Origin of the sequence: Rahnella sp. RcJ3 (assembly GCF_009498575.1) — a bacterium.
GTDB classification, from domain to species: domain Bacteria; phylum Pseudomonadota; class Gammaproteobacteria; order Enterobacterales; family Enterobacteriaceae; genus Rahnella; species Rahnella aceris.
In genome coordinates, this window is the sequence record NZ_QSNX01000001.1 from 65,780 (window position 1) to 89,467 (window position 23,688).

The 23,688-nt window shown below is 52.7% G+C and carries 22 protein-coding genes; 14 read left to right on the forward strand and 8 right to left on the reverse strand.

Features of this window, described 5'->3' with window-relative positions; genetic code table 11:
* The first annotated feature begins 313 nt into the window (after positions 1–313).
* Together brnQ and proY are read left to right on the forward strand one after the other, a co-directional pair.
* Positions 314–1,633, forward strand: a complete 1,320-nt coding sequence (gene brnQ, locus DXU84_RS00315; protein ID WP_013576677.1) for a branched-chain amino acid transport system II carrier protein — start codon at positions 314–316, stop codon at positions 1,631–1,633.
* A gap of 156 nt (positions 1,634–1,789) precedes the next feature.
* Positions 1,790–3,220: a proline-specific permease ProY gene (gene proY, locus DXU84_RS00320; RefSeq protein WP_013576676.1), complete on the forward strand. Its 1,431-nt coding sequence runs from the start codon at positions 1,790–1,792 to the stop codon at positions 3,218–3,220.
* 127 nt (positions 3,221–3,347) lie between these two features.
* On the opposite strand, the gene ggt is transcribed toward proY, so the two are convergent.
* From ggt to DXU84_RS00335, 3 genes are all read right to left on the reverse strand, one after another.
* Entirely contained in the window at positions 3,348–5,099 is a 1,752-nt protein-coding gene (gene ggt, locus DXU84_RS00325) for a gamma-glutamyltransferase (protein WP_013576675.1), read from the reverse strand.
* Positions 5,100–5,356: 257 nt separating this feature from the next.
* On the reverse strand, positions 5,357–5,959 hold the full coding sequence (locus DXU84_RS00330; protein ID WP_013576674.1) for a peroxiredoxin C: 603 nt from the start codon (positions 5,957–5,959) through the stop codon (positions 5,357–5,359).
* A 224-nt stretch (positions 5,960–6,183) separates the two neighbouring features.
* On the reverse strand, positions 6,184–6,765 hold the full coding sequence (locus DXU84_RS00335) for an ACP phosphodiesterase (RefSeq protein ID WP_013576673.1): 582 nt from the start codon (positions 6,763–6,765) through the stop codon (positions 6,184–6,186).
* 134 nt (positions 6,766–6,899) lie between these two features.
* Here DXU84_RS00335 and queA point away from each other — a divergent pair, with 134 nt between their 5' ends.
* From queA to secF, 5 genes are all read left to right on the forward strand, one after another.
* On the forward strand, positions 6,900–7,970 hold the full coding sequence (queA, locus tag DXU84_RS00340) for a tRNA preQ1(34) S-adenosylmethionine ribosyltransferase-isomerase QueA (RefSeq protein WP_153374568.1): 1,071 nt from the start codon (positions 6,900–6,902) through the stop codon (positions 7,968–7,970).
* A gap of 114 nt (positions 7,971–8,084) precedes the next feature.
* Entirely contained in the window at positions 8,085–9,209 is a 1,125-nt protein-coding gene (gene tgt / locus DXU84_RS00345) for a tRNA guanosine(34) transglycosylase Tgt (RefSeq protein WP_013576671.1), read from the forward strand.
* A gap of 161 nt (positions 9,210–9,370) precedes the next feature.
* Entirely contained in the window at positions 9,371–9,703 is a 333-nt protein-coding gene (gene yajC, locus DXU84_RS00350) for a preprotein translocase subunit YajC (RefSeq protein ID WP_013576670.1), read from the forward strand.
* 27 nt (positions 9,704–9,730) lie between these two features.
* Positions 9,731–11,578: a protein translocase subunit SecD gene (secD, locus tag DXU84_RS00355; protein WP_015690312.1), complete on the forward strand. Its 1,848-nt coding sequence runs from the start codon at positions 9,731–9,733 to the stop codon at positions 11,576–11,578.
* Between the two features lie 73 nt (positions 11,579–11,651).
* Positions 11,652–12,563, forward strand: coding sequence for a protein translocase subunit SecF (gene secF, locus DXU84_RS00360; RefSeq protein WP_049804364.1), 912 nt, complete (start codon positions 11,652–11,654; stop codon positions 12,561–12,563).
* An 81-nt stretch (positions 12,564–12,644) separates the two neighbouring features.
* On the opposite strand, the gene DXU84_RS00365 is transcribed toward secF, so the two are convergent.
* Positions 12,645–13,208 (reverse strand): DUF3251 domain-containing protein, encoded by a 564-nt coding sequence (locus DXU84_RS00365; protein ID WP_013576667.1) that lies wholly within the window; start codon positions 13,206–13,208, stop codon positions 12,645–12,647.
* Positions 13,209–13,368: 160 nt separating this feature from the next.
* Between DXU84_RS00365 and nrdR the strand changes: the two genes are divergently transcribed.
* The 6 genes from nrdR to pgpA all read left to right on the forward strand — a co-directional run bounded on the left by nrdR (position 13,369) and on the right by pgpA (position 17,701).
* Positions 13,369–13,818: a transcriptional regulator NrdR gene (gene nrdR / locus DXU84_RS00370; RefSeq protein ID WP_013576666.1), complete on the forward strand. Its 450-nt coding sequence runs from the start codon at positions 13,369–13,371 to the stop codon at positions 13,816–13,818.
* Between the two features lie 9 nt (positions 13,819–13,827).
* Positions 13,828–14,964 (forward strand): bifunctional diaminohydroxyphosphoribosylaminopyrimidine deaminase/5-amino-6-(5-phosphoribosylamino)uracil reductase RibD, encoded by a 1,137-nt coding sequence (gene ribD / locus DXU84_RS00375; RefSeq protein WP_013576665.1) that lies wholly within the window; start codon positions 13,828–13,830, stop codon positions 14,962–14,964.
* Positions 14,965–15,087: 123 nt separating this feature from the next.
* Positions 15,088–15,558, forward strand: coding sequence for a 6,7-dimethyl-8-ribityllumazine synthase (gene ribE, locus DXU84_RS00380; protein WP_013576664.1), 471 nt, complete (start codon positions 15,088–15,090; stop codon positions 15,556–15,558).
* 20 nt (positions 15,559–15,578) lie between these two features.
* The gene (nusB, locus tag DXU84_RS00385) at positions 15,579–15,992 is read left to right on the forward strand and encodes a transcription antitermination factor NusB (protein WP_013576663.1); all 414 of its coding nucleotides are present in this window, start codon (positions 15,579–15,581) and stop codon (positions 15,990–15,992) included.
* 165 nt (positions 15,993–16,157) lie between these two features.
* A complete protein-coding gene (thiL, locus tag DXU84_RS00390) occupies positions 16,158–17,144 on the forward strand; it encodes a thiamine-phosphate kinase (protein WP_013576662.1) in 987 nt (328 codons plus the stop codon).
* Between the two features lie 62 nt (positions 17,145–17,206).
* Positions 17,207–17,701: a phosphatidylglycerophosphatase A gene (gene pgpA, locus DXU84_RS00395; protein WP_015690311.1), complete on the forward strand. Its 495-nt coding sequence runs from the start codon at positions 17,207–17,209 to the stop codon at positions 17,699–17,701.
* A gap of 69 nt (positions 17,702–17,770) precedes the next feature.
* Here pgpA and DXU84_RS00400 read toward each other — a convergent pair whose 3' ends face one another.
* From DXU84_RS00400 to xseB, 4 genes are all read right to left on the reverse strand, one after another.
* Positions 17,771–18,745 carry an aldo/keto reductase gene (locus DXU84_RS00400; protein WP_119261891.1) on the reverse strand — a complete coding sequence of 325 codons (975 nt, stop codon included), beginning with the start codon at positions 18,743–18,745 and terminating at the stop codon, positions 17,771–17,773.
* A gap of 152 nt (positions 18,746–18,897) precedes the next feature.
* The gene (gene dxs / locus DXU84_RS00405) at positions 18,898–20,760 is read right to left on the reverse strand and encodes a 1-deoxy-D-xylulose-5-phosphate synthase (RefSeq protein WP_013576659.1); all 1,863 of its coding nucleotides are present in this window, start codon (positions 20,758–20,760) and stop codon (positions 18,898–18,900) included.
* Positions 20,761–20,778: 18 nt separating this feature from the next.
* Entirely contained in the window at positions 20,779–21,708 is a 930-nt protein-coding gene (gene ispA, locus DXU84_RS00410) for a (2E,6E)-farnesyl diphosphate synthase (RefSeq protein WP_112151723.1), read from the reverse strand.
* Positions 21,709–21,713: 5 nt separating this feature from the next.
* Complete coding sequence (gene xseB / locus DXU84_RS00415) at positions 21,714–21,956, reverse strand: exodeoxyribonuclease VII small subunit (protein WP_013576657.1); 243 nt, start codon at positions 21,954–21,956, stop codon at positions 21,714–21,716.
* 276 nt (positions 21,957–22,232) lie between these two features.
* Here xseB and thiI point away from each other — a divergent pair, with 276 nt between their 5' ends.
* Positions 22,233–23,681 carry a tRNA uracil 4-sulfurtransferase ThiI gene (thiI, locus tag DXU84_RS00420; RefSeq protein WP_013576656.1) on the forward strand — a complete coding sequence of 483 codons (1,449 nt, stop codon included), beginning with the start codon at positions 22,233–22,235 and terminating at the stop codon, positions 23,679–23,681.
* The last annotated feature ends 7 nt before the right edge of the window (positions 23,682–23,688 follow it).

Consider the following 23,688-nt stretch of genomic DNA (forward strand, 5'->3'; position numbering starts at 1 on the left):
TACATATCATATGGTGTGTTTATCGCAGTATTTAGTGAATATACCTGCCTTGTAACATTAATTTGGTTAAACACTCTGCTTTTTGGATCCCGGCTTGCCTTTATACGCTATAAAAGATTACCTTAGCCCCCGCTGTCGCTCGATACTCCCTGCATAACAACGTAATCATCTGCATATCATCAGGCGTTTTTGCTCACTTCGCTCCTCACATGGGTGCTCTCTGGCTGTTATATGCCATTCATCTTTCTGACGACGTGGCACGACGGCAGCATCGGACACTTTATTCATTTGAACAGGCAACACGACACCCATCATGAGTACTCGTTTAACAAATAAAGATATTCTGGCGCTGGGTTTCATGACCTTCGCCTTATTCGTCGGGGCGGGGAATATTATTTTCCCGCCAATGGTTGGTTTGCAGGCAGGTCATGACGTCTGGTGGGCTGCTGCCGGCTTTATGATCACCGCAGTCGGACTTCCGGTGATGACGGTAATTGCACTCGCACGCGTTGGCGGCGGTGTGGATGCCCTGAGTACGCCAATTGGTCGTGGTGCCGGTATTCTTCTGGCCACTGTGTGTTATCTGGCTGTTGGCCCGCTGTTTGCCACGCCACGCACGGCAACCGTTTCTTTTGAGGTGGGTATCGCACCGATGACCGGTGACGGCCCGCTGCCTCTGCTGATTTATAGCGTGATCTATTTCTCCCTGGTCATCGGCATTTCCCTGTATCCGGGACGTTTGCTTGATACTGTCGGCCATTTCCTCGCGCCGCTGAAAATGGTGGCGCTGGCTGCACTGGGTATTGCTGCCGTACTTTGGCCAGCCGGTTCTCCGATGCCAGCGGTGGATGCTTACCAGACAGTGCCGTTCTCCAGCGGTTTCGTTAACGGCTATCTGACCATGGATACGCTGGGCGCGCTGGTGTTCGGTATTGTTATCGTCAATGCCGCGCGTTCCCGTGGTGTATCTGATGCCAAACTGCTGACCCGTTATACCGTGCTGGCAGGGCTGATTGCCGGTCTGGGTCTGATGCTGGTTTACCTGAGCCTGTTCAAGCTCGGCGAAAACAGCGCTTCACTGGTGCCTGATGCGACCAATGGTGCGATTATTCTGCATGCCTATGTGGCACATACCTTCGGCGGTGTGGGCAGCTTCTTCCTCGGTGCGCTGATTTTCATCGCCTGCATGGTGACGGCGGTTGGCCTGACCTGTGCCTGTGCGGAATTCTTTGCTCAGTATCTGCCACTGTCTTACAAAACACTGGTCTTCATTCTGGGTCTGTTCTCCATGCTGGTGTCCAACCTGGGCCTGAGCCATCTGATTGCGATTTCAGTACCGGTACTGACGGCGATTTATCCGCCATGTATCGCGCTGGTTGTGCTGAGTTTCACCCTGCGCTGGTGGAACAGCACCACGCGTATCGTGGCGCCGGTCATGCTGGTAAGCCTGGTGTTCGGTATTGTTGATGGTATCAAGGCGTCTGCTTTTGTTGACCTGATGCCAGCCTGGACCGCAAACCTGCCCCTGGCTGCACAAGGTCTTGCCTGGTTACCCCCGTCATTATTAATGCTGGTACTGGTCGGGATTTATGACAAAATCAGCGGCCCGCGCAGCGTTACCGCGCACCAATGATCATCGGGTGAATGTTCGAAGACATAAAAGCATGATCGTCTGACGAATGTTTCGCCAATCAGGCCACGGAAACCCCTTCCGTGGCTTTTTCATTGGCAGGCTAAAAGTCATTTTTTAGAATACGATTTTTGATATTTAAAAAAACAACACGGGTTAATGCACATGCAGCAAGAAGCTGAACAACCAATAGCGCAGAACGAAGCGCCGGGCACGAAGTTAAAACGTGGCCTGACAACGCGCCATATCCGCTTTATGGCACTGGGCTCAGCCATCGGAACTGGTCTGTTTTATGGCTCGGCAGATGCGATTAAAATGGCCGGACCGAGCGTATTGCTGGCGTATCTGGTCGGTGGGATTATCGCGTTTATCATCATGCGTGCTCTCGGTGAGATGTCGGTTAACAACCCGCAGAGCGGTTCATTTTCGCGTTATGCGCAAGATTATCTCGGGCCGATGGCGGGTTACATCACCGGCTGGACGTACTGTTTCGAAATCCTGATCGTCGCCATCGCTGATGTAACCGCGTTCGGCATTTATATGGGCGTCTGGTTCCCGGATGTGCCGCAATGGACCTGGGTGCTCAGCGTGGTATTGATCATCGGCGCGATCAATCTGGTCAGCGTGAAAGTCTTCGGCGAGCTGGAGTTCTGGTTCTCCTTCTTTAAAGTGCTGACCATCATCATCATGATCGTGGCAGGTTTTGGGATTATCTTCTGGGGTATCGGCAATGGCGGGCAGGCGACCGGTATCCACAATCTGTGGAGTCATGGTGGCTTCTTCAGTCAGGGCATCATGGGGACGATTTTGTCCTTACAACTGGTGATGTTTGCTTACGGCGGCATCGAGATCATCGGGATCACGGCCGGTGAAGCGGAAGACCCAAAGAAATCTATTCCGAAAGCCATCAACTCAGTACCGCTGCGTATTCTGGTATTTTATGTGGGTACGCTGTTTGTGATCATGTCTATTTTCCCGTGGAATCAGGTGGGGACGCAGGGCAGTCCGTTCGTGCTGACTTTCCAGCACATGGGCATTACTGCTGCGGCGACGATCCTGAATTTTGTGGTGATTACCGCGTCGCTTTCTGCCATTAACAGTGATGTGTTCGGCGTGGGCCGTATGCTGCACGGAATGGCAGAGCAGGGGCAGGCACCGAAAATGTTCAGCAAGGTATCGCGTCTGGGCACGCCGTGGGTCACCGTTCTGGTGATGATGGCGGCACTGCTGGTGGCGGTTTATCTGAACTACGTCATGCCATCGGCTGTGTTTCTGGTGATTGCGTCTCTGGCGACCTTCGCAACGGTCTGGGTGTGGATTATGATCCTGTTCTCGCAGATTGGTTTCCGTCGCAAACTGAGCAAACAACAGGTGAAAGAGCTGGAGTTTCCGCTGCGTGGCGGCGTTTATACCTCGGTGTTCGGTATTATTTTCCTGGTGTTCATCATCGGCCTGATTGGTTACTTCCCGGATACCCGTATTTCGTTGTATGTGGGGATGGTTTGGGTGGTGGCTCTACTGGTCGGTTATGCCTTTAAACGCCGCAACGACCGTAAGAAAGAAGCACTGGCGCTGAGCAATAAAGCGTAAGCATGCACTTACCTTTCGGTAAATTTTAACGCCCCCGATATCAGATGATATCGGGGGCTTTTTACTACAGGTAAGTGATCGGGGTGAATGAAGGCAGCCAATGCAGAGATAGCTTGAAGGATGCCAGTTAATAACCGATGGCGGCTCCTGCGGGACGTCGCACATCATTCGCGCCATACAGATAACCTTCGCGAACCTTGCCTGACACCGCCGAGTCATTACCTGAGTTCGCCGATGTCACACCGGCCGCACCCGGTAACCCCACCATAATCAGCTCCGTCGCACCCCATGGCGTCTGTTCCACCATTTTGTAACCCATCTTCTGCAGGATATTCAGGCTGTCCTGAGAAACGCCGCGCTGCTCGTAATACACTTCATCCGGCAACCACTGATGATGAATACGTGGCGCATCCACGGCTTCCTGTGGTGCCATGCCGTAATCGATGACATTCAGCGCAGCCTGCAGGGTAATGGTGATGATGCGCGAACCGCCAGGCGATCCCAGAACCATGAAGATTTTACCGTCTTTGGTCACCAGACTCGGGCTCATAGAGGATAGTGGGCGCTTACCGGGGGCGATGGCATTTTTGGTTCCCTGCACCAGACCGTACAGGTTTTTCTCGCCGACTTTGGTGGTGAAGTCATCCATTTCATCATTCAGGAAGAAACCGGTGCCCGGTGCAATCACGACAGAACCAAAGCGGCCATTCACTGTGTAGGTGGTGGACACCGCGTTACCCATTTTATCGACGATGGAATAATGCGTGGTTTCCGGTTTCTCGTGCGGTTCCATACCCGGCTGAACGGCAGTGGACGGCGTGGCTTTGTCCGCTTCTATTTTCTTACGGATTTCTTCGGCATAGCTTTTACTGACCAGCCGGTCGATCGGGTTTTTCACGAATTCCGGATCGCCGAGATAGGTATTGCGGTCCATATACGCATGGCGCATGGCTTCGGTGAGGACGTGAATCGATGCCGCTGAATTGAAGCCCATGCTCTTCAGGTCATAGCCTTCAACGATGTTAAGGATTTCACACATCGTGACACCGCCGGAGCTTGGCGGTGGCGCTGAGACAAATTTATAACCGCGATAGCTGCAGGTGATCGGGGCGTCTTCGGTGACTTTATAATTCGCGAAATCCGCTGCGGTCAGGATGCCGCCACCTTTTTTAGAGGCCGCTTCGACCGCTGCCGGGATTTTGCCTTTGTAGAACGCATCTGGGCCATGTTTCGATATGGACTCCAGCGTGTTGGCTAAATCGGTTTGTACCAGTTTGTCGCCGGGTTGCAGCGGGCTGCCGTCTTTGCGCAGGAAAATGCGCGCGGCTTCGGGATCTTCTTTGAAGCGTTTGACGGTGGTATCAAGAATATCGGTATCAGCACGGGTCAGTACAAATCCCTGACGGGCGAGTTTAATCGCCGGCGCCATTACCTGCTGGCGCGTCAGTTTGCCGTATTCTTTCTGCACGGTATCCATGCCCAATACCGTACCTGGCACGCCTGCGGCGAGATAGCCATACAGACTGGCCCCTTTCTTCACGTTGCCGTCGGCATCCAGATACATATTGGCACTGGCGGCGGCCGGGGCGGTTTCGCGGAAGTTGATGAAGGTGTCTTTACCGTCGGCAAGATGCACCGTCATGAAGCCTCCGCCACCGATATTGCCACAGCATGGGTTGACGACGGCCTGCGCGTAGCCGACAGCCACGGCAGCATCGATGGCGTTGCCGCCCATTTTCAGAATATCGACGCCGACCTGAGACGCCAGATATTGCGAGGTGACGACCATGCCATTTTTGGCTTCCACCGCGGGATTCGATGCGGCGTACAACGGCAGGCTGGTCAGCATGGCCAGCGCGATGAGTGATTTCCGTAACATAGGGGCTCCTGTCTATTACCCTGTCTTTTGAGTCATAACCTTCAGGTTATTGTGTGATAACGCTTTTTTGTTTTTTCAGTCTGACACTCTTTATGCAAACGGCACGCCATAATGAGACGGTCAGACTATTTTTCAGCGTAGACGTAAATGACCGGGAGCGGGAAGGGAAGGCGGGAAAATGTGATCGTGCCGGATAGCAGGCAAAAAAAAACGGCCAGCGAGGCTGACCGTTATTGACCGTGAAATCCGCTGAAGGATTACAGGTTTGATGCGTTTTCAGACAAATATTTAGCCACGCCATCCGGGGATGCGCCCATGCCTTTTTTGCCTTTTTCCCACTGAGCCGGGCACACTTCGCCGTGCTCTTCGTGGAATTGCAGTGCGTCAACCATACGCAGCATTTCGTCGATGTTACGACCCAGTGGCAGATCGTTAACGACCTGGTGACGAACAACGCCTTCTTTGTCGATCAGGAAAGAGCCGCGCAGTGCAACGCCAGCGTCCGGATGTTCGATACCGTAGGCTTTCTGGATTTCGCGTTTGATGTCAGCAACCATCGCGTACTTAACAGGACCGATGCCGCCTTTCTCTACAGGGGTGTTACGCCATGCGTTGTGAACGAACTCGGAGTCGAAGGAGACGCCTACCACTTCTACGCCACGATTCTGGAATTCTTCGTAACGGTGATCGAAAGCGATCAGTTCAGAAGGACAGACGAAAGTGAAGTCCATTGGCCAGAAGAAGATAACAGTAGGTTTGCCTGCAGTGTGTTTTTTGAAGTTGAAGTTTTCAACTACTTCGCCGCTGCCCAGTACTGCTGCTGCGGTGAAGTCAGGGGCTGGACGAGTTACCAGAACCATATTATTACTCCTTATGAAACCCTTCCGGGCGTCGTAGGTGAGAAGGAAAGGGTGAACAAAACGACTGCCAGTATAGGGGCAACCTTCGGGTGAATAAACCCCATCGCACCAATCAATCAGATAGCATCCGGCTATCAGTCTTTGAAGTAAGTCTCAAACTTTTTAACAACTACTTCTTGTCTTGCAGAGAATTGCGGGGTAATCCACAAAATGAAGGGTATTTGTCAGATTTGCCGGTCTCTCGCCTGTTGCATCATCACCGGATAAAACTGCCAGAACAGTTGCTCGAGGGCGTCGTAATTGAGTTCGATATCATGGAAAGAGCCGGTCAGGGCGGCAAGTTTTGGCCGCCGGTTAGCCATACCGCGCAATACGTCGCCAATAAAAGGCAGCACCGCGTAACGTTCCATCCAGCGTTCAGGCCAGAGATAAGCGTTCAGATTTTGGAAACGTTCCGGCATTTCAGGTAACTGAGGTTCAATTTCCTGCTGACAGCCGTCAAGAAAATCTTCCAGTGATTGCTGCGGATGAATGCTGGCCCAGTGACGGGAAAGGAAGTGATCCCAGACGACATCGAGCGTTATCGGTGCGACGCGGCGAAAATCTTCACGGAAATAACTGCGGGCAATTTTCACTTCCGGCAGTGAATCGGTCATGACATCCACGCGGCGGTGCATGCGGATGCCGCTGACGATCTCATCAGAGAACTGACCGTCAGGATTGCCGCGAACGAAGTCTGCCAGCAGATTTCCGGTCAGTGAACTTTTGGCCAGTGAGGCCAGATGGAGGTGGGCTAAAAAATTCATTCGCGAAGTATAACGCAGGAAAGTTGATCTCCGACAGGGCAGCGGATGCCTTTATTCGCGCAGAAGCTTGCAGGGGATGCCCCGTCCCACTAGACTAAGCCGCCTGTTTTTGTCGTTAAGTGAAGTGAAAAACCATGCGTGTTGCCGATTTTTCTTTTGAACTCTCTGAATCCCTGATTGCCCGCTATCCGCAGACCCAGCGCAGCGGCTGTCGTTTGTTGTCTCTGGACGGGCCAAGCGGTGAGTTAACGCACGGCGTGTTCACTGATATTCTCGATAAAATTCATCCCGGCGATTTGCTGGTATTTAACAATACCCGCGTGATCCCGGCTCGTGTGTTTGGCCGCAAGGTCAGCGGCGGTAAAATTGAAGTGCTGGTTGAGCGCGTGCTGGATACACACCGCGTTCTGGCCCATGTGCGTGCGTCCAAATCGCCAAAACCGGGCGCAGAACTGCTGCTCGGTGATAAAGAAGATATTAAAGCAACGATGGTGGCTCGCCACGATACGTTGTTTGAGCTGGAATTTAATGAAGATCGTGATGTCTTTACTCTGCTCAACGAAATCGGCCATATGCCGCTGCCGCCGTATATTGACCGTCCTGATGAAGATGCCGACCGTGAACTGTATCAGACCGTCTACAGCGAACGCCCGGGTGCGGTAGCTGCGCCCACCGCTGGCTTGCATTTCGATGAGCCGCTGATGGATGCGCTGAAAGCCAAAGGCGTGGAGTTCGCTTTTGTGACGCTGCATGTGGGGGCAGGCACCTTCCAGCCGGTTCGTGTGGACACCATTGAAGACCACATCATGCATGCTGAGTATGCCGAAGTGCCTCAGGACGTTGTGGATGCGGTGCTGGCCTGCAAAGCGCGTGGCAATAACGTGGTGGCCGTGGGGACAACATCTGTGCGTTCGCTGGAAAGTGCAGCGAAGGCCAGTGAAGATGCACTGATTGCGCCGTTCTTCGGCGATACCAAGATTTTCATTTATCCGGGCTATCACTATCAGGTAATTGATTCCCTGATCACGAATTTCCATCTGCCGGAATCGACGCTGATCATGCTGGTGTCGGCGTTTGCCGGGTATAAAAATACCATGAATGCTTACCATCAGGCGGTGGCTGAGCAGTACCGTTTCTTCAGTTATGGTGATGCGATGTTCATCAACCGTAACCCGCTGGCGCCGCAGGAAGTGGTCGGCCAGTAACCTTGAGTTAATAATTACCGGCCTGGTCGCACCCGGTGCATCCGGGCTTTCTCTTCCGGGCGTCATGCCACGGATTTAACCTCATCAGACTGTTTCTCTGATGCTGGAGGCAATGTGAAGTACGAATTAAGCACGACCGATGGCCGCGCACGTCGCGGGCGTCTGATCTTTGAACGTGGCGTGGTCGAAACCCCGGCATTTATGCCAGTGGGCACTTACGGCACCGTAAAAGGCATGACCCCGGAAGAAGTCAAAGACACCGGTGCACAGATTTTGCTGGGCAACACTTTCCACCTGTGGCTGCGTCCGGGGCAGGAAATCATGAAACTGCATGGCGATCTGCATGATTTCATGAACTGGCATGGCCCGATCCTCACCGATTCAGGTGGCTTCCAGGTGTTCAGCCTGGGCGCGATGCGTAAAATCAAAGAAGAGGGTGTGCATTTCCGTAACCCGATCAACGGTGACCCGGTGTTCCTTAGTCCGGAAAAATCCATGGAAATCCAAAACGATCTGGGTTCCGACATCGTAATGATCTTCGATGAATGTACGCCATATCCTGCTGACTGGGATTATGCAAAACGCTCGATGGAGATGTCTTTGCGTTGGGCAAAACGCAGTCGCGATCGCTTCAACGAGTTGAATAATAAGAATGCTTTGTTCGGGATTATTCAGGGCAGCGTTTACGAAGATTTACGAGATGTATCATTAAAAGGGCTGGTAGATATCGGCTTTGATGGTTACGCTGTGGGCGGCCTGGCAGTGGGCGAGCCGAAGGAAGACATGCACCGTATTCTGGAGCACGTTTGTCCGCAAATTCCGGAAGACAAACCTCGCTATCTGATGGGTGTCGGTAAACCGGAAGATCTGGTTGAAGGCGTGCGTCGCGGTATCGATATGTTTGACTGCGTGATGCCAACGCGTAACGCGCGTAACGGTCACCTGTTTGTCACTGACGGCATCGTAAAAATCCGTAATGCCAAGCATAAAGATGATACGTCGACGCTGGATGAACATTGTGATTGTTACACATGTCGCAATTATAGCCGTGCCTACTTGCATCATCTTGACCGTTGCAACGAAATTCTCGGTGCGCGGCTAAACACGATCCATAATCTGCGCTATTACCAGCGTCTGATGGCCGGTTTACGCCAGGCTATCGAAGAGGGTAAATTAGAAGCGTTTGTGACAGACTTCTACGAGCGTAAAGGCAAGCCTGTTCCGCCTTTAAACTTCTGATTTCTTTCTCGTGTCGGCATCTTCGAAAGAGGGTGCCGATTTTATAATTTCTTGGACCGGCATTATGGGGTATTGTGCGAGACGTTTCATCGCAGACTCCGGGTCGGATTCTCGGTTTGTTTTACATCAATTTGCTTCACAACAACAATGAGGGAATTTAAATGAGTCTTTTCATTTCCGATGCAGTCGCAGCGACCGGCGCACCGTCACAGGGAAGTCCTTACTCTCTGGTTATCATGCTGGTGGTTTTTGGTCTGATTTTCTATTTCATGATCCTGCGCCCGCAGCAGAAACGTTCTAAAGAACACAAAAAACTGATGGACTCTATCGGTAAAGGTGACGAAGTCATGACCACGGGTGGCCTGATTGGTCGCGTAACCAAAGTAGCCGAAACCGGTTATGTGGTTATCGCACTGAACGACACTAACGAAGTGATGATCAAACGTGACTTCGTGGCAGCAGTTCTGCCAAAAGGCACGATGAAGTCTATCTAATTTTCGATTTTCCCGAAGGGAACTGCCGTGTTAAACCGTTATCCTGCGTGGAAGTATCTGATGCTGATCGTTGTGGTCATCGTCGGGCTGCTTTATGCACTTCCCAACCTTTATGGTGAGGATCCGGCTGTTCAAATCACTGGTGCTCGGGGTTCCGACGCCAGTGAAGCAACGCTGGACCAAGTCCGTAACGTATTAGATCAAAGCAAAATCCAGATCAAATCAGTTGCTCTGGAGAATGGCGCTATTCTTGCCCGTTTTAACGACACGGATGTACAGCTTCGTGCACGTGAAGCGCTGACTGAAGCGTTGGGCGACAAGTTTGTTATTGCACTGAACCTCGCGCCGGCAACGCCGCGCTGGTTGAGCATGCTGGGCGCTGAGCCGATGAAGCTGGGCCTCGACTTGCGTGGGGGTGTTCACTTCCTGATGGAAGTGGATATGGATACCGCGCTGAGTAAGCTGCAAGAGCAGACGATGGACAATATGCGCAGCGACCTGCGCGACAAGAATATTCCTTATGCCACGGTGCGTAAGCTCGACAACTATGGCGTTGAAGTGCGTTTCCGCGATGCTGCTACCCGTGATTCTGCGGTCAGCTACCTGAGCCCACGTCACCGCGATTTAGTGATCACTAACAGTGGCGACAATGCTATCCGTGTAGTGATGACTGATGCTCGCCTGAGTGAAGCCCGCGAGTATGCCGTTCAGCAAAACATCACCATCCTGCGTAACCGTGTAAACCAACTGGGTGTGGCCGAGCCGCTGGTACAGCGTCAGGGTGCTGACCGTATCGTGGTTGAGTTACCGGGTATTCAGGATACTGCGCGCGCTAAAGAAATTTTGGGCGCGACCGCGACACTGGAATTCCGTCTGGTTAACACCAATGTAGATGCTTCTGCTGCTTCAACCGGTCGTGTGCCGGGCGACAGCGAAGTGAAAAACATGCGTGATGGCCGTCCGGTTGTTCTGTACAAACGCGTGATCCTGACCGGTGACCACATCACTGATTCCACATCCAGCATGGATGAGTACAATCAGCCGCAGGTTAACATCTCTCTCGACAGCGCTGGTGGTAACGCCATGTCTAACTTCACTAAGGATAACATCGGTAAACCGATGGCAACCTTGTTCGTGGAGTACAAAGACAGCGGTAAGAAAGATGCCAATGGCCGTGCGATTCTGGCGAAGCAGGAAGAAGTTATCAACGTGGCGACCATTCAGTCACGCCTGGGTAACAGCTTCCGTATCACCGGGGTGAACGATCCGAATGAAGCCCGCCAGTTGTCCCTTCTGTTGCGCGCCGGTGCGTTGATCGCGCCAATTCAGATAGTTGAAGAGCGTACTATCGGCCCGACCTTAGGGATGCAAAACATCACTCAGGGTCTGGAAGCGTGCTTGTGGGGTCTGGTGGCATCCATTCTGTTCATGGTGGTTTGGTACCGTAAGTTCGGCATTATCGCCACGACAGCGCTGGTCGCTAACCTGATCCTGATTGTCGGGATCATGTCTCTGCTGCCTGGTGCGACGCTGACCATGCCGGGTATTGCCGGTATCGTCCTGACGCTGGCGGTGGCCGTCGACGCCAACGTACTGATAAACGAACGTATCAAAGAAGAGCTGAAGAACGGACGTTCCGTTCAGCAGGCGATTCATGAAGGCTATAAAGGCGCGTTCTCAAGTATCGTTGATGCCAACATTACGACCCTGATCACGGCAATTATTCTTTATGCAGTGGGTACCGGTTCGATTAAAGGCTTTGCTATCACCACCGCTATCGGTGTGGCAACCTCGATGTTTACGTCGATCGTGGGGACCCGTGCCATCGTGAACCTGGTTTACGGCGGCAAACGCATTAAAAAGCTGTCTATCTGAGGAGTGCGTTGTGGCACAGCAACAACCATATACTGTTGAACAACTGAACTACGGCCGTAAAGTCATCGACTTTATGCGCTGGGACAACGTGGCCTTCTGTATTTCAGGCCTGTTGTTTATCGCATCCGTTGCGATTATGGGTGTTCGCGGGTTCAACTGGGGTCTGGATTTCACCGGCGGTACCGTCATTGAAATCAGCCTTAGCCAGCCCGCTAACCTGGACGTAATGCGTGCCGATCTGGAAAAAGCAGGATTCAAGGATCCTGTGGTTCAGAACTTCGGTAGCAGCCGTGATGTGATGGTTCGTCTTCCACCTGTATCGGGTAATGCCGGTCAGGAACTGGGAAATAAAGTCCTTAGCCTGGTGAACGCGGATATCGATAAAGACGCGACCGTGAAACGTGTCGAGTTTGTCGGCCCGAGCGTGGGGAGTGATCTGGCGCAGGCTGGTGGCATGGCCCTGCTGATGGCGTTGATCTGTATCCTGATTTACGTCGGTTTCCGTTTTGAATGGCGGCTGGCGCTGGGGGCGGTAATCGCACTGGCGCACGACGTGATCATCACCATGGGCGTATTGTCACTGTTCAGGATCGAAATTGATCTGACCATCATCGCGTCCCTGATGTCAGTTATCGGCTACTCGCTGAATGACTCCATCGTGGTATCGGACCGTATTCGTGAAAACTTCCGCAAAATTCGTCGCGGGAACTCTTACGAAATCATGAACGTGTCCCTGACCCAGACGTTAAGCCGTACCATTATGACTTCAGCGACCACGCTGATGGTGGTACTGATGCTCTATATCTTTGGCGGTGCGTTGCTGGAAGGCTTCTCACTGACCATGCTGATTGGTGTGTCGATTGGTACGGTTTCGTCCATCTACGTGGCGTCCGCGCTGGCTCTGAAACTGGGCATGAAGCGTGAACACATGCTGCAGCAGAAAGTGGAAAAAGAGGGCGCTGATCAGCCTTCCATTCTTCCGTAAGTTGCCGATGGTTGTCCCGTTCGGAAAAGAAAACAAAAACCCCGCAATGCGGGGTTTTTTTTCATCTGCAACTCGTTGTCTTTACCTGGTAACGACGGGCTGTGCCTGCGGTGTCGCCACAATATTATGCAGGTGAACAAATCCCAGAGTTTCGACAGTGACCTGATTAAATTTCACATCGACCGTTTTCACCGGGCCTGGCAAGAGATCTGGCTCGACGCTAATGGTCTGGGTTTGCATATCAACAGTCAGCGGTTTGCCCGTGACCGGGTCGAGCTGCCCCCAGCTCAGGGAAGCCGTAAACGGCGGCAATGGCTGGCCCGCAGTGTTTTTGATTTCCAGCACGGCCTGTACGCCGCTGGCATCCGGGGCGACGCGGATCAACTGCACACTTAATTCACCAATATTACTTTTCAGCAAGGCGGCACTTTTGGCTGCAGGTAACAAATAGACACCATTATTTGACTGGCGGTTGAGCGTGGTTTGCTGCTCCAGCGCGATGGCCAGATCCGTCAGGTGTTGCAGTTTTTGATTGAGCTGACCGACTTCTGTTTTCAGCTCCGGGATTTGTGAATTTTGCGTCGCGCAACCCGTCAGGCTGAACAATGCGGCGCAGACCAGCAAAAGGCGTGGGTGTTTTGTCATATCAGAGACTTCCTTTCATCTGCCCGTTGAAACATTCCGTCCGGGCACCAATATTGATAGTTAAGTTTAACCCGATGTCGATGAAAGTAGCGACAGCCTTTGTTGTCGGCAAACTTCGGGTTAAACTAATGTCCAATTGAGTTCGCGATCAGGAAGTGCTATGCATTGCCCATTTTGTGCCGCTGTTGATACTAAAGTCATCGATTCCCGTCTGGTAGGCGATGGATCGCAGGTTCGCCGTCGCCGTCAGTGTCTGGTGTGCCATGAACGTTTCACCACGTTTGAAGTGGCGGAACTGGTGATGCCTCGCGTCATTAAAAGCAATGAAGTTCGTGAACCGTTCAACGAAGACAAACTTCGCAGTGGCTTTCTGAAAGCACTGGAAAAACGCCCGGTCAGTTCCGATGACGTCGAAACGGCCATCAGCCACATTAAGTCGCAATTGCGCGCGACCGGTGAGCGTGAAATTCCGGCCAAAATGATCGGCAATCTGGTAATGGACGCCCTGAAAGGGCTGGATAAAGTCGCCTATATCCGCTTTGCATCGGTGTATCGCAGTTTCGAAGATATTCGTGAGTTTGGTGAAGAAATCGCCCGTCTTCAGGATTAAGGAAAGCTGATGTCGCCTGACCAACAAGTTGCCGAAAACCCTACCGATGAACACTACATGGCGCGGGCTTTCGAGCTGGCGCGTCGCGGGCGTTTCACCACGACACCTAATCCCAACGTCGGTTGTGTCATTGTATTAAATGGCGAAATCGTCGGTGAGGGCTATCATTTGCGTGCCGGTGAACCGCATGCTGAAGTCCACGCATTACGCATGGCAGGTGAGAAAGCGAAAGGGGCGACAGCCTACGTGACGCTGGAGCCGTGCAGTCATCATGGTCGCACGCCGCCGTGTGCCGATGCATTACTGGCAGCAGGTGTTGCCCGTGTTGTCGCCGCGATGCAGGATCCTAACCCGGAAGTCGCGGGGCGTGGTTTATACCGCCTCAAACAAAACGGCGTGGATGTCAGTCACGGGCTGATGCATCCGCAGGCTGAAGCCGTGAATCTGGGGTTCCTGAAACGAATGCGGACCGGTTTCCCGTATGTTCAGCTCAAAATGGGCGCGTCTTTAGATGGCAGAACTGCGATGGCCTCGGGCGAAAGCCAGTGGATCACCTCGGCTGCCGCCCGTGCTGATGTTCAGCGTTTTCGCGCTGAAAGCTCGGCGATTCTGAGCACCAGTGCCACTGTTCTCGCGGACAATCCCTCGCTGAATGTACGCTGGAGCGAACTGGGCAGTGAGGTGCAGGCGATTTATCCCGAGGAAAATCTGCGTCAACCGCTGCGGGTTATTCTCGACAGTCAGAATCGCGTGACGCCACAGCATCAGGTGGTGAATTTACCCGGTGAAGTCTGGCTGGCGCGGCTGGAAGCTGACACGCAAGTCTGGCCGGGATCCGTCGAGCAATGGCGTGTGGCCGGGCGCGACAACCGTATTGATCTGGTTCTGCTGATGATGCAACTGGCGAAACGGCAGATAAATTCCATCTGGGTGGAAGCCGGTGCACAACTGGCCGGTGCCTTATTACAAGCCGGTCTGGTTGATGAATTAATCGTTTATATGGCGCCTAAGTTATTGGGCGATAATGGCCGCGCACTGTGTGAACTGCCAGGATTGCAGCATTTGGCGGATGCCCCTGAATTTGTTTTCAATGATATCCGTCAGGTCGGCTCTGACTTACGTTTGCGCCTGAAACCGGTGTATTGAGAATTTTACTCCTCCCTGCGGAATGACTTTAAAAGCGCATGTCCAGACAGGGTAATTTTATGATAGAATCCGCCCCCCTGCGGCTGGGGTTGAGAAACTCCTGAACCCACTTTAAGGAAAACTATGAACGTTATCGAAGGTGTTGTAGCCACGCCTAACGCGCGCGTAGCGATCGCGATTGCTCGTTTTAACAATTTTATCAACGACAGCCTGCTTTCTGGCGCTGTTGATGCGTTGAAACGTATTGGTCAGGTCAGCGATGACAACATCACCGTAGTCTGGGTCCCGGGCGCATACGAATTGCCTCTGGCAACCCGCGCACTGGCTGAAAGCGGTAAGTATGATGCGGTTGTTGCACTTGGCACCGTGATCCGCGGGGGCACTGCCCACTTTGAATTTGTAGCGGGCGAATGCAGCTCTGGCCTGTCCAGCGTTGCCATGAATAGCGAAATCCCGGTGGCCTTCGGTGTGCTGACGACAGAAAGCATTGAACAAGCCATCGAACGCGCAGGGACAAAAGCCGGTAACAAGGGTGCAGAAGCTGCACTGACCGCGCTTGAAATGATTAATGTTATCAAGGCTATTAAGGCCTGAATCTAGTTAAGGGGAAATCCGTGAAACCTGCTGCTCGTCGCCGCGCCCGTGAATGTGCCGTTCAGGCGCTTTACTCCTGGCAGTTGTCGAAAAATGACATCGCCGATGTTGAATTAGAATTCCTGACCGAGCAGGATGTCAAAGACGTAGACATTGCCTATTTCCGCGAACTGCTGGCTGGTGTAGCAAACAGTGCTGAGAAACTCGATGCACTGATGGCGCCATACCTGTCCCGCCAGTTGGATGAACTGGGCCAGGTGGAAAGAGCTATTTTGCGTCTGGCTCTGTTTGAGCTGAGCAAACGCCAGGACGTTCCTTATAAAGTGGCGATCAACGAAGCTATCGAACTGGCCAAAACTTTTGGGGCTGAAGACAGTCATAAGTTCGTCAATGGTGTGCTGGATAAAGCAGGCCCACATATTCGTAAAAAGTGATCGTCAAAAAGGGTCAGCCTCGTTCACAAATGGCGACAGTCATTTTCGGTTGATTTCTGGCTCTGTTGATAATCTGGTGATGTCACTGCGTTTATCCTTTGTGTGACACCCTTCTTAAGGCCGGATTTCCGGCCTTAAGTCATTCTAACGATTTGGAAATGTACTATGGCATGCGGCGAATTTGATGTCATCACTCGCTACTTTAACCGGTTCAGAACTGCCCGGCAGGATGTGCATTTAGGCATTGGTGATGATTGTGCCTTACTGACGGTTGGCGAGAAGCAGCTATTAGCAGTCAGTACCGATACGCTGGTCGAAGGTATCCATTTTCTAAAAACTATTTCACCTTCCGACCTGGGCTATAAAGCGCTGGCGGTTAACCTGAGCGATCTGGCCGCGATGGGCGCCGATCCTGCCTGGGTTTCGCTGGCCCTGACGCTGCCGGAAGTGAACACCGACTGGTTGCAGGCATTCAGCGACAGTCTGTTTGAACAACTCAATTATTACGGCATGCAGTTGATTGGCGGCGACACTACGCGTGGCCCGCTGAGCATGACGTTAACCATTCAGGGGCTGGTGCCTGTGGGGCGTGCATTAACCCGTTCCGGTGCAGGCATTGGTGACTGGATCTTCGTCACCGGTACCCTCGGTGACAGTGCTGCGGGGCTCGCTATTCTGCTGGAACAGCTGAATGTGACTGATACCGATAACCGCGAATTTCTGCTCAAACGCCATCTGCGGCCTTCGCCACGCGTTCTGCAAGGGCAGGCGCTGCGCGATTTAGCAACATCTGCTATCGATCTTTCTGACGGGTTGATGTCGGATCTTAAACATATACTGACTGCCAGTGAATGTGGCGCGCGGCTCGATCTTGATGCGATCCCATTATCGGTTGCATTGAATAAAGTTGCCGATCCTGAGCAGGCGCTGAAATGGGCGCTGACCGGAGGCGAAGATTATGAACTTTGCTTCACTGTGCCGGAAATTAACCGCGGTGCGCTGGATGTGGCACTGAGCCATCTGGGTGTCAACTTTACCTGTGTTGGCCAGATTGCGCCGCTTTCAGAAGGTATTAAGTTTATGCGTTCTGGCGTACCGGTAGAACTTGAATGGCAAGGTTTTGACCACTTTGCCGGAGAGGAATTGTTGTGAATATTGGCCGTAAAAAACGCCCGGCGGGGTACAAGGGAAAAACCGGTGATCCGGTTCAGGACATGGCTGCGGCTAAAAAGCGTCTTGATTTGCGTAATCCGTGGCATTTACTGGCGACCGGTTTTGGCAGCGGTTTATTCCCTGTTGGTCCGGGCACTGCGGGCTCCATCGCTGCGATCCCGTTTTGGATTGTCATGACCTACCTGCCGTGGCAGGTGTATTCCATGATCGTCATGTTCAGTATTTGTATCGGGGTTTATCTTTGCCGACAGACCGCGCGCGACATGCGGGTTCATGACCACGGCAGTATTGTATGGGATGAATTTGTTGGCATGTGGATCACCCTGATGGCGATCCCGGTCAACGACTGGCGCTGGGTATTGATTGGCTTTATCGTTTTCCGCGTGCTGGATATCTGGAAGCCGTGGCCGATCCGCTGGTTTGACCGCAACGTGCAGGGCGGAATGGGTATCATGATCGATGATGTGGTCGCCGGTGTGCTTGGCGCGGCCATTATCTATTTGGTCGGACATCACTGGCCGCTGGGCCTGTTTTGATCCGTTTCAGATAGTAATAAAAAAGCGTTGCCGGGTTTTCCCTGACAACGCTTTTTTTACGCGTTTATATTACTGAAAGCCGGTCGCCTGATGCGGCACATAAGCCATTTCCAGCTCGGCGATCTCTTCAATCGAAAGTTTCACCTCCAGCGCGGCAATGGCATCTTCCAGATGAGCGGGGCGCGAAGCGCCGATAATTGGCGCGGTCACGACGTGTTTACTCAGGATCCACGCCAGTGCGATCTGTGCGCGTGGCACGCCATGATCTTCCGCTATTTTCCCGACACGTTCAGCAATTTTACCATCAGCTTCATCGGTGGCGTCATACAGCGTTTTAGCAAAATTATCGGAAACCGAACGTGCAGTGGTTTCTCCCCACGGACGGGTCAGTTTGCCGCGCGCCAGCGGACTCCACGGCAATACTGCAATGTTCTTTTCCAGACACAGCGGGTACATCTCGTTTTCTTCTTCACGCTGGATCAGATTGTACTGATCCTGCATCGACACAAAACTTGCCCAGTCGTTTTGCGCAGAGACATCCAGCGCGTGTTTGAATTGATGCGCATGCATCGATGACGCGCCGATAAATCGCGCCTTACCGGCTTTGACGACGTCATTCAGCGCTTCAAGTGTTTCTTCAATGGGTGTTTCGTAATCCCAGCGATGGATTTGCAGCAGGTCGACATACTCCATGCCGAGACGGCGCAGGCTGTCATCGATGGATTGCATAATCGAAGCCCGTGAAAGCCCCGGTTTTAAGCCGGTGACGGCGTTGTACACTTTGGTCGCCACGACAATCTCATCGCGTCTGGCGAAATCCTTCAGGGCGCGGCCAACGATTTCCTCGCTGCTACCGTCGGAATAGCTGTTGGCGGTGTCAAAGAAGTTAATGCCGGCATCCAGGGCCTGCTGGATGATCGGGCGACTGCTCTCTTCCGGTAACGTCCACGCATGAGTGCCGCGATCTGGTTCGCCAAAAGTCATACAACCGAGACACAGTTTCGATACTTTTAGTCCGGTTTTTCCTAATGTGGTGTATTGCATGACATCTCCTGGTAATCATGAAGTGATAACAGAAAATCATTGAAAATGATTAGCACGCTATAACTGTAGCTTAAAGCAGGGGGAGCTCGTGTGACTGAAGGGGAAAATGGAGAGGAAAATCCCCTCTTTCAGGTAGAAAGAGGGGAGGGGAATCAGGCCAGCCAGTCGGTTATCTGACGGTCAATGCCTTCGGCATCCAGTCCTAAATCGTGACGAATTTCGTCCTGCGTGCCTTGTGGCACAAAACTGTCCGCCAGACCGATATTCAGCACCGGCACCAGAATACGTCTGGACATCAGCAGTTCATTCACGCCACTGCCCGCCCCCCCCATGATGGCGTTTTCTTCCAGTGTGACCAGCACTTCATGGCTTGACGCCAGTTCCTGAATCAGTGCTTCATCGAGTGGTTTCACAAAGCGCATATCCACGACGGTCGCGTTGCGTTTTTCCGCTGCGGCCAGCGCTTCAGGCAACAATGTACCGAAGTTAAGAATCGCAACTTTCTCGCCTTCACGACGCACGACGCCTTTACCGATTGGCAGTGAAGCCAGCGGTTCACTGGTGGCGCCGGTACCATTACCACGTGGATAACGCACGGCAACCGGCCCGCTGTTATGGTGATAACCGGTGTGCAGCATCTGACGACATTCGTTTTCGTCGCTCGGCGTCATGATGGTCATGTTTGGGATGCAGCGCAGGAAGGAGAGATCGAACGCGCCCTGATGTGTCTGACCATCCGCTCCGACAATACCACCGCGGTCGATAGCAAACAGTACCGGAAGATTCTGGATCGCCACATCGTGGATCACCTGATCATAGGCGCGTTGCAGAAACGTCGAGTAGATCGCCACAATCGGCTTGTATCCGCCAATCGCAAGGCCTGCCGCAAAGGTGACCGCATGCTGTTCGGCAATGGCCACGTCGAAATACTGCTGCGGGTATTCACGCGAGAAACGCACCATACCGGATCCTTCACGCATCGCTGGCGTGACAGCCATCAGCTTGCTGTCTTTGGCCGCGGTTTCGCACAACCAGTCGCCGAAAATCTTCGAATAGGTTGGCAGACCTTCTTTGCTTTTCGGCAACGTGCCGGAAGCCGGATCGAATTTAGGCACGGCATGGAAGCTGATCGGATCTTTTTCGGCTGGGGCGTAGCCTTTGCCTTTTTTCGTCATGATATGCAGTAGCTGCGGGCCTTTCAGGTCACGCATGTTTTTCAGCGTTTGCGCCAGCGCCACCACGTCGTGACCATCGACCGGCCCGATATAGTTAAAGCCCAGCTCTTCAAACAGCGTGCCCGGCACCATCATGCCTTTCAGATGTTCTTCGGTACGGCGCACCAGTTCTTTAATCGGTGGCAGGCCAGACAGGACTTTCTTGCCGCCTTCACGCAGACGCGAATACAGCTTGCCGGAGAGCAACTGTGCCAGATGATTATTCAGCGCGCCGACGTTTTCGGAAATCGACATCTCATTGTCGTTGAGGATAACCAGCATGTCAGGTTTGATGTCGCCTGCGTGGTTCATCGCTTCAAACGCCATACCTGCGGTGATCGCGCCATCGCCAATTACACAAACGGTACGACGACCTTTACCTTCACGTTCAGCAGCCACCGCCATGCCGAGGCCTGCGCTGATGGAGGTCGATGAGTGACCAACGGATAAGGTGTCGTATTCGCTTTCACCACGCCAGGGGAATGGGTGCAGACCGCCTTTCTGACGAATGGTGGAAATACGATCACGACGACCGGTCAGAATTTTGTGCGGATAGGCCTGATGGCCGACATCCCAGACAACGTGGTCGAACGGCGTGTTATAGACATAATGCATCGCCACGGTCAGTTCAACCGTCCCCAGACCGGACGCAAAGTGTCCGCTGGACTGACTGACGCTGGCCAATAAATATTGGCGCAGCTCATCGCAGAGCTTAGGCAAGCTCTCTTTAGGAAGTGAACGGAGATCTTCAGGATTCTCCGCCAGCGCCAGTGTCGGGTATTTGGCTAATTCAAGGCTCATCAGTTGCTCATAGTAAGTTTAATTATCGCGTTCAATGATAAAGCTGGCTAACGCGAGAAGTGGCGCTGTGTTGTAAGAAAGTGCCGCCAACTGATCCAGTGCGGAAACGGCTTCCTGATACAGGTCCATGGCCTTAGCCTTTGCGCCGTCCAGCCCCAACAGGGCAGGATAGGTACTTTTTCCGAGTTGCTGGTCAGCGCCCTGGCGTTTGCCGAGCGTAGCGGTATCGCCAACCACGTCCAGGATATCGTCCTGAACCTGAAATGCTAAACCAATAGCCTGCGCGTAGTTATCCAGTATCGGTAAAACAGCACGTCCGGTTTCACCGGCAGCCAGCGCGCCCATGCGTACGGCGGCGCGGATCAGCGCACCGGTTTTATGGCGATGAATTTGTTCCAGTGCGTCGAGGCCAACCTGCTGACCTTCAGCGGCTAAATCCAGGGCCTGACCGCCACACATCCCGCTGGATCCGCTGGCGAGGGCCAGTTCGGAAATCATCGCCAGACGATCTTTTACCGCAACATCCGGCATTTCACTGTCAGCCAGAATCGAGAATGCCAGTGTTTGCAGAGCATCGCCCGCCAGAATCGCATTGGCTTCGCCAAATTTAATGTGGCAGGTCGGCTGACCACGGCGCAAATCGTCGTCGTCCATGGCCGGTAAATCATCGTGTATCAGCGAATATGCATGGATGCATTCCACGGCAGCCGCAGGCGCATCGAGATTTTTCAGATCCAGACTGAACAACTGGCCGCTGGCGTAAACCAGATACGGACGCAGACGTTTACCGCCCAGCAACGCACCGTAACGCATGGCTTCAACCAGCGGTAAGTCGGCCAGCGGCAGTGCGCTGATATAGGCTGTTAATACCTCATCGACTCGCTGTTGCATTGCGCGCAGTTCATGCGTAAATCCGTCAGCGCTGGAAAGGGAGATCGCTTCAGACATGACAGTTACTCGGCTTCCGGGGTGAACGGGGTCAGCGGAGCGTCGTTGTCGCTGTCGAGCAGGATTTGAACGCGCTGTTCTGCCTGTTGCAGCTTTTGCTGCCCCTGACGCGCCAGCTGGACGCCTTGCTCAAATTCGTTGAGTGCGTCTTCTAAAGGCAACTCGCCTGATTCGAGGCGGGAAACGATCTGTTCCAGTTCGGCCAGAGCCGTTTCAAAATTGGCAGGTGGTGCAGATTTTTTTGGCATAATTCTCTTTTAATATCGTTGATCAGAATGGATGATCGAAGTACTGAGGCGGCAGAGTCAGCGCTCAGCCTCAAGAGACATTCCTGTCCAGCATGACATCTGCTGCAGGGTTTTGTGCACAGAGTACCCATTTTAAGTGATATACTCTGCGCCGCAGATATTATTGCTAAGCCCAATGTGACACAAAATGAACATTTGGCTTAGCAATAATAGGATCCTAGATCCTTATTCAGCGACTTACTACCCCGTTTTTTCACCTGCTAACAAAAGACTGCCATGAAGTTTATCATTAAATTGTTCCCTGAAATCACCATCAAGAGCCAATCTGTGCGTTTGCGCTTCATTAAGATCCTCTCTAGCAGCATTCGCAATATCGTGCGACCGCATGATGAGACGCTGGCGGTGGTCCGCCACTGGGATCATATCGAAGTTCGCAGCAAAGACGAAAGCAAACACGACCTGATTCAGGAATTGCTCTGCCGCATTCCAGGTATCCGTTATGTTGAAGAAGTTGAAGACCGTCCTTACACCGATGTCCACAACATCTTCGAGCAAGCGCTGGAAGCTTACCGTGATGAAGTGGCAGGCAAAACTTTCTGTGTGCGTGTTAAACGTCGTGGTAAACATGATTTTACGTCTACCGAGGTTGAACGCTATGTCGGCGGTGGCCTGAATCAGCACATTGAATCAGCGAAGGTCAGCCTGAAAGATCCGCAGGTCACGGTGAAACTGGAAATTAACGACGATAAGCTGGTGCTGGTGAAAAGCCGCCTCGAGGGTCAGGGCGGTTACCCGATTGGCACGCAGGAAGATGTGCTGTCACTGATTTCTGGTGGTTTCGACTCCGGTGTATCCAGTTATATGCTGATGCGTCGCGGCTGTCGTGTGCATTATTGCTTCTTTAATCTCGGCGGCGCAGCGCATGAAATCGGTGTGAAACAGGTGGCGCATTATCTGTGGAACCGTTTCGGCAGCTCGCACCGGGTGCGTTTTATCGCGGTTGATTTCGAACCGGTCGTCGGTGAAATCCTCGAAAAAGTTGAAGACGGTCAGATGGGCGTTGTCCTGAAACGTATGATGGTGCGTGCGGCGTCTTCCATTGCTGAGCGCTATGGCGTGCAGGCACTGGTCACCGGTGAAGCGCTGGGGCAGGTTTCCAGCCAGACGCTGACCAATTTGCGTTTAATCGACAATGTTTCTGACACGCTTATTTTGCGTCCGCTGATTTCTCACGATAAAGAGCACATCATCAAGATTGCCCGTGAAATCGGTACGGAAGATTTTGCGAAAACCATGCCGGAATACTGCGGTGTGATTTCGAAAAGCCCGACGGTGAAAGCGGTGAAAGCAAAAATCGAAGCCGAAGAAGCGATGTTCGATTTTGACGTGCTGGATAAAGTGGTCAGCGAAGCGCGCAATGTCGATATTCGCGAAATTGCTACACAGGCGGCGGAAGTGGTACCGGAAGTGGAAACTGTGGCTGAGTTCGTGTCAACAGACGTCGTTCTGGATGTCCGGGCACCGGATGAAGTGGAAGCCCAGCCGCTGGCACTGGAAAACGTTGAAGTGAAGCCGCTGGCGTTCTACAAACTGGCCACTCAGTTTGGCGATCTGGATCAGAACAAAACCTATCTGTTGTATTGCGACCGTGGCGTGATGAGTCGTTTACAGGCGTTGTATCTGAAAGAACAGGGCTTTAACAACGTGAAAGTCTATCGTCCGTAAACGATAT

Coding starts and splice junctions, on each gene's coding strand:
- brnQ (WP_013576677.1), top strand. CDS start 314: ATGAGTACTCGTTTAACAAATAAAGATATTCTGGCGCTGGGTTTCATG.
- proY (WP_013576676.1), top strand. CDS start 1,790: ATGCACATGCAGCAAGAAGCTGAACAACCAATAGCGCAGAACGAAGCG.
- ggt (WP_013576675.1), bottom strand. CDS start 5,099: ATGTTACGGAAATCACTCATCGCGCTGGCCATGCTGACCAGCCTGCCG.
- DXU84_RS00330 (WP_013576674.1), bottom strand. CDS start 5,959: ATGGTTCTGGTAACTCGTCCAGCCCCTGACTTCACCGCAGCAGCAGTA.
- DXU84_RS00335 (WP_013576673.1), bottom strand. CDS start 6,765: ATGAATTTTTTAGCCCACCTCCATCTGGCCTCACTGGCCAAAAGTTCA.
- queA (WP_153374568.1), top strand. CDS start 6,900: ATGCGTGTTGCCGATTTTTCTTTTGAACTCTCTGAATCCCTGATTGCC.
- yajC (WP_013576670.1), top strand. CDS start 9,371: ATGAGTCTTTTCATTTCCGATGCAGTCGCAGCGACCGGCGCACCGTCA.
- secF (WP_049804364.1), top strand. CDS start 11,652: ATGCGCTGGGACAACGTGGCCTTCTGTATTTCAGGCCTGTTGTTTATC.
- DXU84_RS00365 (WP_013576667.1), bottom strand. CDS start 13,208: ATGACAAAACACCCACGCCTTTTGCTGGTCTGCGCCGCATTGTTCAGC.
- nrdR (WP_013576666.1), top strand. CDS start 13,369: ATGCATTGCCCATTTTGTGCCGCTGTTGATACTAAAGTCATCGATTCC.
- ribD (WP_013576665.1), top strand. CDS start 13,828: ATGTCGCCTGACCAACAAGTTGCCGAAAACCCTACCGATGAACACTAC.
- ribE (WP_013576664.1), top strand. CDS start 15,088: ATGAACGTTATCGAAGGTGTTGTAGCCACGCCTAACGCGCGCGTAGCG.
- thiL (WP_013576662.1), top strand. CDS start 16,158: ATGGCATGCGGCGAATTTGATGTCATCACTCGCTACTTTAACCGGTTC.
- pgpA (WP_015690311.1), top strand. CDS start 17,207: ATGGCTGCGGCTAAAAAGCGTCTTGATTTGCGTAATCCGTGGCATTTA.
- DXU84_RS00400 (WP_119261891.1), bottom strand. CDS start 18,745: ATGCAATACACCACATTAGGAAAAACCGGACTAAAAGTATCGAAACTG.
- dxs (WP_013576659.1), bottom strand. CDS start 20,760: ATGAGCCTTGAATTAGCCAAATACCCGACACTGGCGCTGGCGGAGAAT.
- ispA (WP_112151723.1), bottom strand. CDS start 21,708: ATGTCTGAAGCGATCTCCCTTTCCAGCGCTGACGGATTTACGCATGAA.
- xseB (WP_013576657.1), bottom strand. CDS start 21,956: ATGCCAAAAAAATCTGCACCACCTGCCAATTTTGAAACGGCTCTGGCC.
- thiI (WP_013576656.1), top strand. CDS start 22,233: ATGAAGTTTATCATTAAATTGTTCCCTGAAATCACCATCAAGAGCCAA.